The organism is Acinetobacter sp. HY1485, from assembly GCF_027568475.1.
GTDB lineage: Bacteria > Pseudomonadota > Gammaproteobacteria > Pseudomonadales > Moraxellaceae > Acinetobacter.
Map to the genome: position 1 here is coordinate 97,122 of NZ_JANKZG010000005.1, position 13,267 is coordinate 110,388.

General features: G+C 38.6%; 11 protein-coding genes and 1 pseudogene. 10 read left to right on the plus strand and 2 right to left on the minus strand.

The annotated features are described in order from the left end of the window. Position 1: 1 nt before the first annotated feature. Complete coding sequence (gene cgtA / locus PCI70_RS07260; protein WP_269914661.1) at positions 2–1,207, minus strand: Obg family GTPase CgtA; 1,206 nt, start codon at positions 1,205–1,207, stop codon at positions 2–4. 163 nt (positions 1,208–1,370) lie between these two features. On the opposite strand from cgtA, the gene PCI70_RS07265 reads away from it, so the two are divergent. From PCI70_RS07265 to PCI70_RS07295, 7 genes are all read left to right on the plus strand, one after another. Next, complete coding sequence (locus PCI70_RS07265; protein ID WP_269914662.1) at positions 1,371–3,440, plus strand: TonB-dependent siderophore receptor; 2,070 nt, start codon at positions 1,371–1,373, stop codon at positions 3,438–3,440. Continuing rightward, a complete protein-coding gene (locus tag PCI70_RS07270) occupies positions 3,397–3,687 on the plus strand; it encodes a hypothetical protein (RefSeq protein WP_269914663.1) in 291 nt (96 codons plus the stop codon). The genes PCI70_RS07265 and PCI70_RS07270 overlap by 44 nt, the downstream gene beginning before the upstream one ends. Then, the gene (locus PCI70_RS07275; protein WP_269914664.1) at positions 3,680–5,185 is read left to right on the plus strand and encodes a PepSY-associated TM helix domain-containing protein; all 1,506 of its coding nucleotides are present in this window, start codon (positions 3,680–3,682) and stop codon (positions 5,183–5,185) included. The genes PCI70_RS07270 and PCI70_RS07275 overlap by 8 nt, the downstream gene beginning before the upstream one ends. A gap of 757 nt (positions 5,186–5,942) precedes the next feature. After that, entirely contained in the window at positions 5,943–6,908 is a 966-nt protein-coding gene (gene puuE, locus PCI70_RS07280) for an allantoinase PuuE (protein WP_269914665.1), read from the plus strand. Beyond that, positions 6,889–7,392 carry a 2-oxo-4-hydroxy-4-carboxy-5-ureidoimidazoline decarboxylase gene (uraD, locus tag PCI70_RS07285; RefSeq protein WP_269914666.1) on the plus strand — a complete coding sequence of 168 codons (504 nt, stop codon included), beginning with the start codon at positions 6,889–6,891 and terminating at the stop codon, positions 7,390–7,392. Before puuE ends, uraD begins: the two co-directional genes overlap by 20 nt. Next, on the plus strand, positions 7,389–7,703 hold the full coding sequence (gene uraH / locus PCI70_RS07290; protein WP_269914667.1) for a hydroxyisourate hydrolase: 315 nt from the start codon (positions 7,389–7,391) through the stop codon (positions 7,701–7,703). Before uraD ends, uraH begins: the two co-directional genes overlap by 4 nt. 5 nt (positions 7,704–7,708) lie before the next feature. Continuing rightward, positions 7,709–8,926: a hypothetical protein gene (locus PCI70_RS07295; RefSeq protein ID WP_269914668.1), complete on the plus strand. Its 1,218-nt coding sequence runs from the start codon at positions 7,709–7,711 to the stop codon at positions 8,924–8,926. A 20-nt stretch (positions 8,927–8,946) separates the two neighbouring features. Here PCI70_RS07295 and hpxO read toward each other — a convergent pair whose 3' ends face one another. Next, positions 8,947–10,098, minus strand: a complete 1,152-nt coding sequence (gene hpxO / locus PCI70_RS07300; protein ID WP_269914669.1) for an FAD-dependent urate hydroxylase HpxO — start codon at positions 10,096–10,098, stop codon at positions 8,947–8,949. 104 nt (positions 10,099–10,202) lie between these two features. Between hpxO and alc the strand changes: the two genes are divergently transcribed. The 3 genes and pseudogenes from alc to PCI70_RS07315 form a co-directional block, all read left to right on the plus strand. Continuing rightward, the gene (gene alc, locus PCI70_RS07305) at positions 10,203–11,201 is read left to right on the plus strand and encodes an allantoicase (protein ID WP_269914670.1); all 999 of its coding nucleotides are present in this window, start codon (positions 10,203–10,205) and stop codon (positions 11,199–11,201) included. Beyond that, positions 11,198–11,689, plus strand: a complete 492-nt coding sequence (locus PCI70_RS07310) for an ureidoglycolate lyase (protein ID WP_269914671.1) — start codon at positions 11,198–11,200, stop codon at positions 11,687–11,689. The genes alc and PCI70_RS07310 overlap by 4 nt, the downstream gene beginning before the upstream one ends. A gap of 31 nt (positions 11,690–11,720) precedes the next feature. Next, positions 11,721–13,262, plus strand: a pseudogene (locus PCI70_RS07315) (purine-cytosine permease family protein); the annotation flags it as partial. Positions 13,263–13,267: the final 5 nt, after the last annotated feature.

The window sequence follows — 13,267 nt, forward strand, 5'->3', positions numbered from 1 at the left end:
ATTATGGTGCGTAAATTATTTCCATATCATCGTCTTCATCGTCAAAGTCATCATCATCGTGATCACCTAAACGTTGTGCTTTACGCATTTCTCGATATGCTTCTTTTGCTGCAAGCGTTTGTTCGCGTGTTTCCGCCTCTAACTGATTACGGAAATCCTTCATTTGCTGTGCATATTCAGGATCTTCAGCTTCGCGTTCTTGCTGCTGTTCAATCTGATCCATTAGGTAGTAAACTACTTCTTTGGTACCCGACTGCATTAAACCTGCTGTTTTGAAAACAGGTCCTGTCCAATTGATTTCTTTAAGAATATGGTCACACCATTCTTCTTGAGTTTCATCATCCAATTGGTCTAATTTATTTAATACCAATACGACAGGTAACTGAGATAACGTTGGAGAAAATTTCTCTAACTCACCCAAAATTGCTTTTGCGTTATGTGCAGGGTCTGAACCATCAATCGGTTGAACATCCACAATGTGAAGCAAAATACGAGTACGTGCAAGATGTTTTAAGAAACGAATTCCTAAACCTGCGCCTTCTGCCGCTCCTTCAATTAGTCCAGGAATATCTGCCATAACAAAAGAACGATGACGGTCTGCATCTACCACACCAAGGTTAGGTACCATAGTGGTAAACGGATAATCTGCTACTTTTGGTTTTGCAGCTGAAACAGCACGAATAAACGTCGATTTACCTGCATTTGGCATGCCCAATAAACCAACATCTGCAAGTACTTTTAGTTCTAAACGAATTTCACGGAATTCGCCTTTAATCCCTGTCGTAAATTTACGAGGTGCGCGGTTAGTTGACGATTTAAAGTGAGTATTACCTAAACCACCATCACCACCTTGTGCTACAAGTACGCGCTGACCACTTTCTACGAGGTCGCCAATAATATCGCCAGAATCTGTATCTACAATAGTTGTTCCAACAGGAACATATAACGTTACATCTGGTGCACCACGCCCAGCACAGTTTGCGCCTGCACCATTTTTTCCGCGTTCTGCACGGAACCTACGAGTATATCGGTAATCGACTAAGGTACTGGTATTGTCATCTGCTTGAATATAGACACTACCACCACGTCCACCATCACCGCCATCTGGTCCACCAAATGGTACAAATTTTTCACGGCGAAAACTGGCTACGCCATTGCCACCGTCGCCAGCCTCTACGGTAATGACTGCTTCATCAACAAAGCGCATCTGCCAATCCTCTGAATCTATAAAAGCCTGCTATTTTGCCACATTTTACAAAAATGCACGACTGATTTTTTAACGTAAAATATTTTACCTAAAGGGATTGTACTTTTTAAAAATATTGATAATCTTAGTGATAATTATTATCGTTTAATTTTACGAGTCTGCTATGCAGTTCCAATTCTCCTTGTTAACGCTTGCTATTTTTTCAATTACCCATGTTTATGCAGATACTGAGGTTTTACCTGAAATTACCATCAAGTCATCAGCAGAAAACAAACATGCTTACAATGTAAAGCAGTCAAGCAGTGCCACCAAACTCAATATTTCAACTCAAGAAACACCGCAAACTGTCAATGTGGTAACTCGACAACAATTAGATGATTTTCATCTTACCTCTACCCGAGATGTTTTAAACAATACTCCTGGCGTTACCGTAACAGGGTTAGAAACTAACCGTACCACATATACCTCACGCGGTTTTGATATTTCCAATATTATGGTGGATGGCTTAGGCATCCCACAAATTGACAGCTATAATTACAACGGCGCTGATCCTGATAGTTATTTTTATGATCGCATTGAGGTTGTTAAAGGTGCAGATGCTTTAACCAATGCTTTGGGTGATCCTGGGGCAACCATCAATTACGTACGTAAACGCCCAACCCAAGATTTTCAAGCCGAAGGTGGTATCAGTTATGGTTCTTGGGATACCAAACGTTACGAAGCTGATATTTCAGGGTCTTTAACGCAAGATGGACGAGTTCGTGGACGCCTCACCGCTTTTGAAAAAACAGGTAACTCGTACTTAGACCATTACTCAGAAGAAAAAAATGGTATTCAAGGAATTATTGAAGCAGATCTAACGAATTCAACAACCGCATCTGTGGGATATGCAAAAACGCATCAACTCACTAATGGCGCACAATGGGGTGCTTTACCTCTCATCAATGATGCAGGGCAACAACTAAGTTACGATCGCAATTATAATTATGCACCTTCTTGGACATATTATGATTGGGATATTGATAACTACTTTGCCAATATACAACAAAAATTAGGCGATAATTGGACAGCAAAATTAAGCTTTGATGAAAAAGATGCAACGCTTACCGATAAAATGCTGTACTTATCAGGTGTACCAAGTTCAACAAATAATACAGCAGGTGTCACACTTTACCCCGAAATTTATAATCAAAAATTTAAAGACCGTACAGTTGATTTAAATCTTAATGGCAGTTACCCATTATTTGGAAAAACGCATCAAGCCAATTTTGGTTACTCTTGGTCGCAACATCAAGTGAATAGCGTTTATGCTTATGGCGATAACTTGGGTGAAACCACCACAGATTTAGCAAGTTGGAGCCCACAAGAACCAACTTGGGGTGAGTTAAATGCTGTTGCAAAAGAAATGTTTATTACCAAGTCTGTTTATGGTGCAACACGCCTTACACTCACAGATCAATTAAAACTTTTGTTGGGTGCAAACTATACGCAAATTAATAACAAAAACACTTATATTAAAAATAAAACCTCACCTTATGCAGGTATTACCTATAACTTCACACCTAACTATACAGGATACGCAAGTTATACCTCTATTTTTAGACCACAAACTGTACTTGATAGTGCAACCAATCAAGTGGCTGTGCCTGTAGAGGGTAAAAGTTATGAAGTTGGCTTAAAGGGTGCTTGGTTAAATCAGCGCTTAACTGGTTCTTTTGCAGTTTTCCGTACAGAACAGGACAACTTCCCACTTGACCCTGTATATAACCCGATTGATTTTAAATCTTATTCGTATTTGGGTACAGTACGCTCACAAGGTATAGAACTTGGGCTAAGTGGTGCAGTAACAGACAACTTAAATGTATCAATGGGCTATACCAAATTTAGCCTTAAAAATACTCAAACAGGTGAAAACCCACGCCCGTATAATCCCACTCAATCATTTAACGTTTTAGCCAACTATATAGTACCGCTGTTGCCACAACTTAAAGTTGGAACAAGTCTAAAATGGCAAGACCGCATTTATGACACTTCGAACGGTTATGGCTTAATTCAACAAAGTAGCTATTTGTTAGTGGGCTTAATGGCTAAATATGACCTTAACCCACATGTAGCAATACAACTTAATGGAGATAATCTCACGAATAAAAAATATTTAACAGGATTAAAAGACGGACAAGGTTACTACGGTGCGTCTGCAAACTATACCGTTGCTGTTAAATTTAAATATTAAGATGGGTTGGCGTGCTTTACTTGCGTGTGTAGGTGGCTACTTAAGTACCGTATGTTTTACATCGGTACTTACAGATCTTCTGACTTACCAACTTCCCCACGCACAGGCCATTTTCTTGGCATCGTTTGTGGGAATTTTCTTTTTTGTTCTATTTTTTTTAGCAAGTTTTGCTTTAAAAAGAGCGTGGGTACTTTTAGTCGTGCTGGTGTTGTTTTACTTACTTTCTTTGGTGATGTGCCATGCATAAATCTTTACGGCAATCTATGGCAAACCTACATAGTTGGGTTGGGCTTTTAGTTGGATGGCTACTGTTCAGTATTTTTTTACTTGGCTCTATCTCCTATTACCGTGAAGATATCACCGCATGGATGCAACCTGATTATCAACATATCAAAGTAGACCCATCTCAAACGGTGAGTTCTGCACTTGTTTATTTGCAACAAAACGCACCTACGGCAAAGTATTGGTATATACAACCTGCCTCTCAAAATACGCCAATTAATACTATTTATTGGCAACAAACAGATGGCACATTTAACAGCAAACAACTTCATCCTAATACAGGAAAAGAACTCAATTTACTGCCCACTCAAGGAGGTGATTTTTTATATTATTTACATTTTCAGCTTTTCGGAATCCCTGTTTTAATTGGACGATTAATTGTCAGCGCTTTAGCTATCATTATGCTAGTTGCACTCATTTCAGGCATCATCACCCATAAAAAAATATTTATTGATTTTTTTACGCTACGTGCATTTAAAGGACAACGTTCTTGGTTAGATTTTCATAATGTAGTGTCTGTCATTGCCTTACCCTTTTTCTTAACCATTACTTTTACAGGGCTTGCTATTCTTTTTTATGTCTACTTTCCAAGTAATATTCAAAAGTATTATCCCAATAATATATACGATATTTTTGATGAGCTTAGAAATAAACCTGCACTTGTTCAAAAGCCAATACAACCTCAAAAAATGCTCACAGCACAAGCCATTCAACAGCATATTACACAACAATGGCAACATGCAGAATTAGATAGCCTTGAGATAAAAGCACCCAATACCAATAATGCGATTGTGACGGTAAAACAAAAGCTAGATCATTCCATTACGTTAGCCCCTGCACAACTTACGTTTTCTGCTGTAACAGGGCAAACGTTAACAGATTTGCAAAACCCAAGCGCTGTAACCACCTTATATAACAGTATGTATGGCTTACATATGGCACCTTTTGCACAGCCTATTATCCGACTTGGGTTATTTTTCTCAGGAATATTAGGCTGTTTGATGATTGCTTCAGGCTTATTATTATGGAGTTTAAAGCGTCAAATACAAAAGAGTACATATAGCTTAGGCTATTATATAGTTGATCGATTGAACGTGAGTACGTTTGTTGGCTTACCTATTGCCATTTTAGGATATTTTTATACAAACCGACTTTTTACTGTGTTTTATCCTCATTTACCCAATTATGAAATTCACGTATTTTTTATTATTTGGTTGAGCTGTTTATTTGGTTCTTTAGTGGTTAAAAAAGAGAATTTATGGCTTGTATTTCTAAGCATATTTTTCAGTTTCGCTTTATTACTGCCTTTAGTGAGTGGATATGTGATACATCGTATTGGACTGTTTGAACTGTTTGTGTGGTGCTTCGCGGGATTTTCTTGGTTCATGTTAAAGAACATTCAACCCATCCAAAAAAATGCTTATCAAAAACTTACACGGCGCAAAAAACATGCTCATTCTTAGTTTAGTCTTAATCTATATTGGTTTTTATCTGCTATATGGTATAAAGCAAAAAAAATTTAAAGCGTGGCAATTTAAAATTGTGGTAGGTATTTTATTTATGAGTGCATGTCTTTTGCTCATGCACTATTATGGTATAGGTGTTGGATTTGTGAGTACTTGGATTTTTGCTAGCCCGATTGTATTTGGTCTTATTTTAAAACAAAACAATATATCCCATAAAAAAAATAACGCTCACAATGTTCATTATTGAACTACAAAAATATTTGATAGGTGTTGGAGATGCTTGTTTTATCTTCTTTATACGTAAAAATAAAATAAGCGGAACAATCAAAATACAAAAAATTATTGTATTTACAACGCTTTGTAAAACATAGGGTGAATGACTGTACTTAATTGGACTAGTAAGAATGTAGTAAAGAAACGGTAAAAAACCAACGCAGAGGCTCAGCCAAATATTTTTGTAAGAGACATTGCCCGTAATTAGCCCAGCAGACAAAAGTAAAATTGGGATAAATACAAAAAATTTAAACTCAAATCTAGGTTTTGAAAGCGTCCTGATAATATTAAAGCATGTACTTTAATTTTTTATCACGCAACGCACTACCATAAAGCTCATAACCAAAATGCATAAATACTCAAAATCCCAAAAAGAAAAAATTGATTAGATATTGCTGAAATAAAAAAATCAAAGGTATTCCAAATAATCGGCATAGTTTGTGCTTTTTCTTATTCAATATATAAAATGAAATCTAGATGTATGCCAAATTACCTGACAGGACAAGCTTTAGTTGATGCGATTCAACATCAATCTAGCTGTCGGCAACTCATTGGTTATTCCAATCAACCCCCTAAAATTACATGGAAAAATAACGCCAAAGTTGCCATACAGTTTGTACTCAACTACGAAGAAGGTGCAGAAAACCATGTTGAACATGGTGATTTAGGCTCTGAGCAATTCTTATCTGAGATTATTGGCGCAAATAGCTACCCTGCCATCCATCGTTCTATGGATTCGTTGTACGAATATGGATCACGCGCAGGTTTTTGGCGTATCCATCATGAATTTCAAAAACGTGACTTACCACTCACCATTTTTGGTGTAGCAATGGCATTGGCGCGTAATCCTCAAGTGGTACAAGCCATCAAAGATGCAAAATACGATGTGGTATCGCATGGTTATCGTTGGTTGCATTATCAAAACACCGATATTTCTATTGAACGCCAACATATGCACCAAGCTATTTCTATTCTTGAAACTTTGTTTGGGCAGGCACCGACAGGTTGGTACACAGGCAGAGACAGCCCTAACACACGTGCCCTTTTAGCCGAGTTTGATCATATCCGTTATGACAGCGATTATTACGGCGATGACCTACCTTTTTGGGTAGAGCAAAACCAACGCCCTCATCTAATTATTCCATATACTTTAGATACCAACGATATGAAGTTTTGTGCCTTAAATGGCTTTAACCATGCCGATGAGTTTTATCAGTATCTTAAAGATGCGTTTGATGTGCTGTACCAAGAACAAACACCCAAAATGCTATCAGTGGGTATGCATTGCCGTATTTTAGGGCGTCCTGCACGTTTTAAAGCCTTACAGCGTTTTTTAGATTATTTACAAACCTTTGATGATGTGTGGATTTGCACACGAGAAGAAATTGCCCAACATTGGTACACACACCATTACCCAAAGGATCACTATGCAACTACAAACATTTAATCAGCTCGATGACCAAGACGCCCACGCTATATTAAATCATTGCGTTACCATTGAAAGTTGGATCAATGCTTTGATTAAAGCGCGCCCATACACTACTAAGCAAGACCTATTACAGCAAGCAGAACAATACGCCACAAATTGGCAATGGCAAGAGATCAAACAAGCGTTAGATCAACACCCTAAAATTGGTGAACAAAAAGCAAAAACTGAATTATCTGAGCAAGCGCAACGCTACTCTAATCGTGAACAAGCCAATATACAGCTCACACCAACACAGCAGAAACAACTGCAACTTGATAACCTGACCTATCAACAAAAATTTGGCTTTATTTTTTTAATTAAAGCATTTGGATTATCACAACAAGAAGTTTTTCAACAGCTTCAACAACGCCTTACACATAACCTCAATACTGAAAAACAGATTGTGCATCAACAATTACAAGGTATTGCACTACTACGTTTAGATCAGGAAATACAAGAATGATTAGCAGCCATATTTTAGACACACATCTTGGTAAACCTGCGCCCAATGTTACGGTACGGCTCATCTATCAAGATCAGCTAATAAGTGAAGGATTTACCAATCAAGATGGGCGCATATCTTTTAACGTGCAAACTTTACAAGCAGGGCATTACAAACTCATTTATGATATAGCCCCATATTTTTCGCAACATCAACTGAATACATTTTTTCCAGAAGTTTGTATTCAGTTTTATCTTGACTATTTGCAAGAGCATTACCATATACCCTTGCTCATTAGTCCATACGCCTACTCTACCTATCGAGGAAGTTAAATAACATGAAAGTTACATTTGCAATTTTAGGGGGATTACTGAGCGCATCAGCGTTTGCAAACGACTGTGCGGTAAGTAATGTTGCAGACATGCTAACTTGTGGCAAAGTAGAGGGCAGTTTACGCATTAACTCTTACTCACTTAATAATGCATATTTTGCAAGTACTAGCCAAGACACCACCACAGCGGGCGGTTATGCCACTTATAAAACAGCACCATTTTATGGCGTAACAGCAGGTGTAGGAATTGAGGGACAACGTCGACTCGCCCAAGGTGCACATAACGTAAGCGAGTTGTCACAACATACGTTTGGTTTAGGTGAAGCTTACATCAATTGGATGCATGACTTATTTTCGATTACTGCCGGAAATCAAAAGCTTAATTTACCTTTTGTAGGCGATTATTCAATTTATCGTGTTCAACCATGGTTATATCAGGGTGTTGATGCAAAATATGGCGATACTGATAACTTTGTACGTTTAACAAAAGTAAATAAATACAAAAGTTACGGCGATGATGATTTTTCTAAAAGTAATCGTTTAAATGATGATCCATACTCAGGTTATTCTAGCCGTACCGACGGATTAACTGCACTTGGTTTAGGTAAAAAATTTGATCTACCCAACCAATATATTAAAGGACAATTTTGGGTAGAACATTACTCAGATTTGCTTAATTTGTACTATGGCGAGGTTAATATTGGTTTTAAACAAACCCCTTGGCAACCTGAGATCAGCCTACAAAGTATTTATGGTACAGATACTCAAGACGCTAAACTTGGCAATATCAACAGTAAATCTTTTGGTGCACAGGTTAAAGTAAAACCAACACCCACGCTTACATGGCGCGTTGGCTATGACCATGTTGTAAAAGATACCAACAGTGCATGGCTAGAAGGTAGCTTACCAACGCCTTACGCACACAATACCTCATCAGACCCCTATTTTGCGCAACCATTTTTTACAAGTACGCAAGATTTGGGCGCAGGTAATTTCTATACCACCGAAGTCACCTCACCTTTAGGCGAGCATTTATTTGCAGGGAGTCGCTTAACCTATGCAGACACCAATAAAGATATGTACGAGCTGATGTTTTATGGGTTCTATAACTTTTCGGGACGCTTCAAAGGTTTAAGTCTATCTGAATTTGTTGGCGCACAAAAACAGCAAAGTAATGGACATCCATTTTTACAAAACCGCCTTGCTCTTAGCTATAACTTCTAAAAATAAGGGGCTTTTTCCCCTTAGTCTAAAACATTATCTACAATATTACTGATAATTCCTTGCATGATATGCTCCCCACTTTCATACTTTAAGGATGTATACCACTCTTGTGTCGTTTGTTCATTCTTATTATGGGTAATATCACAGCGTTTACGGGCACGAAGCACCATCATTTTAGTGCGTTCATTTCGCTTATCTTGATAACGCTGTAACGCATCTTGCAAACCAAGGGTATTCACTTGTAAGGCACGAGCCAAATAAATCGCATCTTCCATTGCCTGACACCCGCCCTGCCCAATATCAGGCGTTGTACTGTGTGCCGCATCGCCCACCAATACCACACGATTTTTATAGAATTTTAAAAATGGCTCTATATCATGAATTTCTACTCGATTTGTGGTTTTTGGGTCTAACTCATCAATAAGTGTTTGTACTTGCGGACACCACCCTGCAAAATATTCTTTTAATTGTTGTTTGTATTTGTCACGGTTATTTTCAAGCCCTGCGGGTAAAGGTACATCTAAAAAAAAGTAAAAACGATTGTCTGCCACAGGCATTAAAGATGCACGTTTTCCATCTGCCACGTAAGTTGTCCATTGCGTTGGTGGTGCAATTTTGTCTGAGCATTTCACTAAACCATTCCAATTCACGTAGCCTGCATAACGGCGTTTAACTTGCTCACCAAGTACATATTGCCGTGTTAACGAGTGCGTGCCATCTGCCCCAATCAACAAATCGGCTTGTACGGTTGTACCATCTTCAAAACTAACCGTAACTTGATCTGCACTTTCTCTAAGCGCAATCATTTTTTTACCCAAATGAATATGCCCAAATTCCTCCATAAGCATATTTTGTAATTCTGCACGTGCAATAGGGTATGGACGTTGCCCTACGGCTTTGACCAATGGCTCTAAACTAAACTGCGTCAGGTTCTGTGCTGTTTTTCCATCCACATATGCTAGGGTATCCATATGCCCACCCAAACGGGCTACTTGCTGATGTAACCCCAAATAATTAAGGCATTTCACCCCATTTGACCATAATGAAATTGCTGCACCCACAGGTAAAATCTTTTCTGCTTGCTCGTAAATTTCAACATCAAACCCAAATTTTTTAAGTGCAATCCCTGTGGTTAACCCTCCCATCCCTGCACCAATAATGACGATTTTCATATTATTTACCTGTTCAATTCTTCTTATTGTTATAAGCCAAAACTGTGCCACATCGGCATAGTTTATGCATATCTAAAAATAATCTTATTTATTTGTATATCAATATGGCAACTTTACATGCTCCACTTTTTGAACTTCCAGCTACGTTTAGCACACTCACTAATTTAGCAGACGCACGCATAGGTACGGTTATTGTGGAATGTTCCGATGAGTTTTTTGCCCCTGCTGAACGTATGTTGCAACATACCTCCCCTATCTTTATAGAGGATAAATTTGATGATAATGGTAAATGGATGGACGGATGGGAAACACGCCGCAAACGTATAGAAGGATTTGATTGGTGCATTATCCAACTTGGTGTTGCAGGCATTATTCAGGGCTTTGACCTTGATACCACCTTTTTTACAGGGAACTATCCTGCATCCGCCTCAATTGAGGGCTGTTACGCACCTGACAATAATCTAAAAGATGCCGTTTGGGAGTCACTATTACCCAATCAGTGTTTGAGTGCCAGTACACATCATTTTTTTGAAAGTCATCACCAAGGGTTATACAGCCATATCCGTTTAAATATTTTTCCTGATGGTGGGATTGCACGTCTTAAGGTTTACGGTACAGTGCAACCCATTGTTTGTAGTACGCCTATTGATTTAGTGGGCTTAAAACAAGGGGGGCGTGTTGTGGCATATAGCGATGCCCATTATGGACATCCAAGTAATCTGATTAACCCGCATACTGCTGCCAATATGGGCGATGGTTGGGAAACAAAACGACGCCGTGCACCAGGCTTTGATTGGTGTATTTTAGCATTGGGGCAAAAAGGTAAAATCGAAAAAATAGAAATCGATACAGCTCACTTTAAAGGCAACTATCCTGCCAAAGTGTCTATTCAAGGCACATATGTAGAAGCGGCAACAGATGCACAGCTTATCCCTCAAAGTATGTTTTGGGACTATTTACTTTTTGAACAACCCATGCAAATGGATCATTTACATCAATATATCCAAGACATTCAACAGCACACCTTAGTGTCTCATATTCGCATCAATATGATTCCCGATGGAGGCATAAGCCGTATTCGTTTGTGGGGTACACCTGTATGATTAAAATACAACCGCTTACACAAACCGCATTTGCACTATTTGGAGATGTGATTGAAACCCAAGCATCAGATTTTTTTTATATCAACGACCATCAAACCAAACGGCATCATGCTTTAAGTCATGTGACGGCTTTAGGAGAGGTTGGCATTAGTTTATTTCAGCATCTTCAAAAAACGTGTGTTCCTTTTTTAATCAAAATGCTAGAACGCCACCCAAAAGGCTCACAAGCATTTATTCCCATGCATAACCAACCATTTTTGGTGGTGGTTGCCCCTGCTTTAAACAAAGATACGCCAAATTTAAACCAAATCTGTGCCTTTATAACCAATGGCAAACAAGGCGTTAACTACCATCAGGGGACATGGCATCATCCTCTTTTAACCCTTAATGCACCTAGTTTGTTTGCGGTGGTTGATCGTATTACGCCTGACCCAAACTGTGATGTCTATAAATTTAACGATGGCATAATTATTGCTCAAACTCCTTAAAACACTTAAGGAGTAAAGCATGGGAAAATCTAACGAAACTTTAGAAGACTACACCTTAAGATACGCCCCTCATAGCTTTAGACGTTGGAGCCCACAAGTAGTTGCCATTACTGCTTTGGGTGGGATTGCGTATTTAGCAGATTTTTCGATTGGAGCAAGTATTGGTTTAACCTATGGCACAACCAATGCTATTTTTTCAATTTTAATTGCGGCAATTATTATATTTTTAACAGGGATTCCGTTGGCATATTATGCCGCACGCTACAACATAGATTTAGACTTAATTACCCGTGGGGCAGGTTTTGGTTATTTAGGGTCTGTCATTACAAGTATTATTTTTGCAAGTTTTACCTTTATCTTTTTTGCCTTAGAAGGCTCGATTATGGCACAAGGGCTACAGCTTGGTTTAGGTATACCGCTGTGGCTTGGCTATCTTATTTCCACATTTATGGTAATTCCTCTTGTTATTTATGGGATGAAAGCCCTAAGTAAATTGCAAGTTTGGACAACCCCCATTTGGCTTATTTTGATGGTGGCACCTGTGGCATTCTTGGTTTATCAAGACCCTACTTTACCTAGTCAATTTTTTGATTTTACAGGTAAACAAAACGGCGTAGATCTTGCAGCTATTATGCTTGGTGCAGGAGTCTGTTTATCGCTGATTATGCAAATTGGCGAACAAATTGATTATTTACGCTTTATGCCTGCTAAAACCAAAGAAAATAGCAAAGCATGGTGGACAGCGGTTATTTGTGCAGGACCAGGTTGGGTTATTCTTGGTGCAATTAAACAAATTATTGGTGCATTTTTAGGGTTCTATCTGCTAACCAAACTTCCGCTTGTTAATGGTACAGAACCTGTTCAGCAGTTTAATGCTGCATTTCATGCCATGTTGCCCGATTGGCTTGCCTTGTTGTTAGCTGTAGTTTTAGTGGTTATTTCACAAATTAAAATCAATGTGACCAATGCGTATTCAGGATCTTTAGCATGGACAAGTGCTTATACTCGCATCAAAAAACATTATCCCGGACGTCTTATTTTTGTGATGGTTAACCTTGCCATTGCACTTGCCTTAATGGAAGGCAATATGTTTGCCGTTTTGGGTAAAATTTTAGGCTTTTATTCTAACTTTGCCATTGCGTGGGTGGTCGTGGTTGCAACTGATATTGCACTCAATAAATATCTTTTTAAACTCTCTCCCAAACACCCTGAATACCGTAAGGATATGCTGTACAACTATAATCCCGTAGGTTTAATTGCATTTTTAAGTGCAGCAGGATTGTCTATTTGTGCTTTCTTTGGATTATTTGGTACATTTTTAGCAGCATATTCTCCTATTATTGCACTTGTTGTCGGCTTTGTTTTAACACCTGTTTTGGGGCTGATTACAAAAGGGAAGTTTTATATTCAACACCATCACGATGGAATTGATGAACACCGCTTTACCTCTGATGGTACACCCACAGCTACGGTATATACCTGTGAGCGTTGCGTGCAAACATACGAACGCCCCGATGTGATGCACTCTCAGGGCGTAATCGTTTGTTCTTTATGTAAATCAACCGAACAGTAAAGCAG

Bases quoted from the DNA above. Each gene is read 5' to 3' on its own strand.
- cgtA (WP_269914661.1), bottom strand. From the start codon at position 1,207: ATGCGCTTTGTTGATGAAGCAGTCATTACCGTAGAGGCTGGCGACGGT.
- PCI70_RS07265 (WP_269914662.1), top strand. From the start codon at position 1,371: ATGCAGTTCCAATTCTCCTTGTTAACGCTTGCTATTTTTTCAATTACC.
- PCI70_RS07275 (WP_269914664.1), top strand. From the start codon at position 3,680: ATGCATAAATCTTTACGGCAATCTATGGCAAACCTACATAGTTGGGTT.
- puuE (WP_269914665.1), top strand. From the start codon at position 5,943: ATGCCAAATTACCTGACAGGACAAGCTTTAGTTGATGCGATTCAACAT.
- uraD (WP_269914666.1), top strand. From the start codon at position 6,889: ATGCAACTACAAACATTTAATCAGCTCGATGACCAAGACGCCCACGCT.
- uraH (WP_269914667.1), top strand. From the start codon at position 7,389: ATGATTAGCAGCCATATTTTAGACACACATCTTGGTAAACCTGCGCCC.
- PCI70_RS07295 (WP_269914668.1), top strand. From the start codon at position 7,709: ATGAAAGTTACATTTGCAATTTTAGGGGGATTACTGAGCGCATCAGCG.
- hpxO (WP_269914669.1), bottom strand. From the start codon at position 10,098: ATGAAAATCGTCATTATTGGTGCAGGGATGGGAGGGTTAACCACAGGG.
- alc (WP_269914670.1), top strand. From the start codon at position 10,203: ATGGCAACTTTACATGCTCCACTTTTTGAACTTCCAGCTACGTTTAGC.
- PCI70_RS07310 (WP_269914671.1), top strand. From the start codon at position 11,198: ATGATTAAAATACAACCGCTTACACAAACCGCATTTGCACTATTTGGA.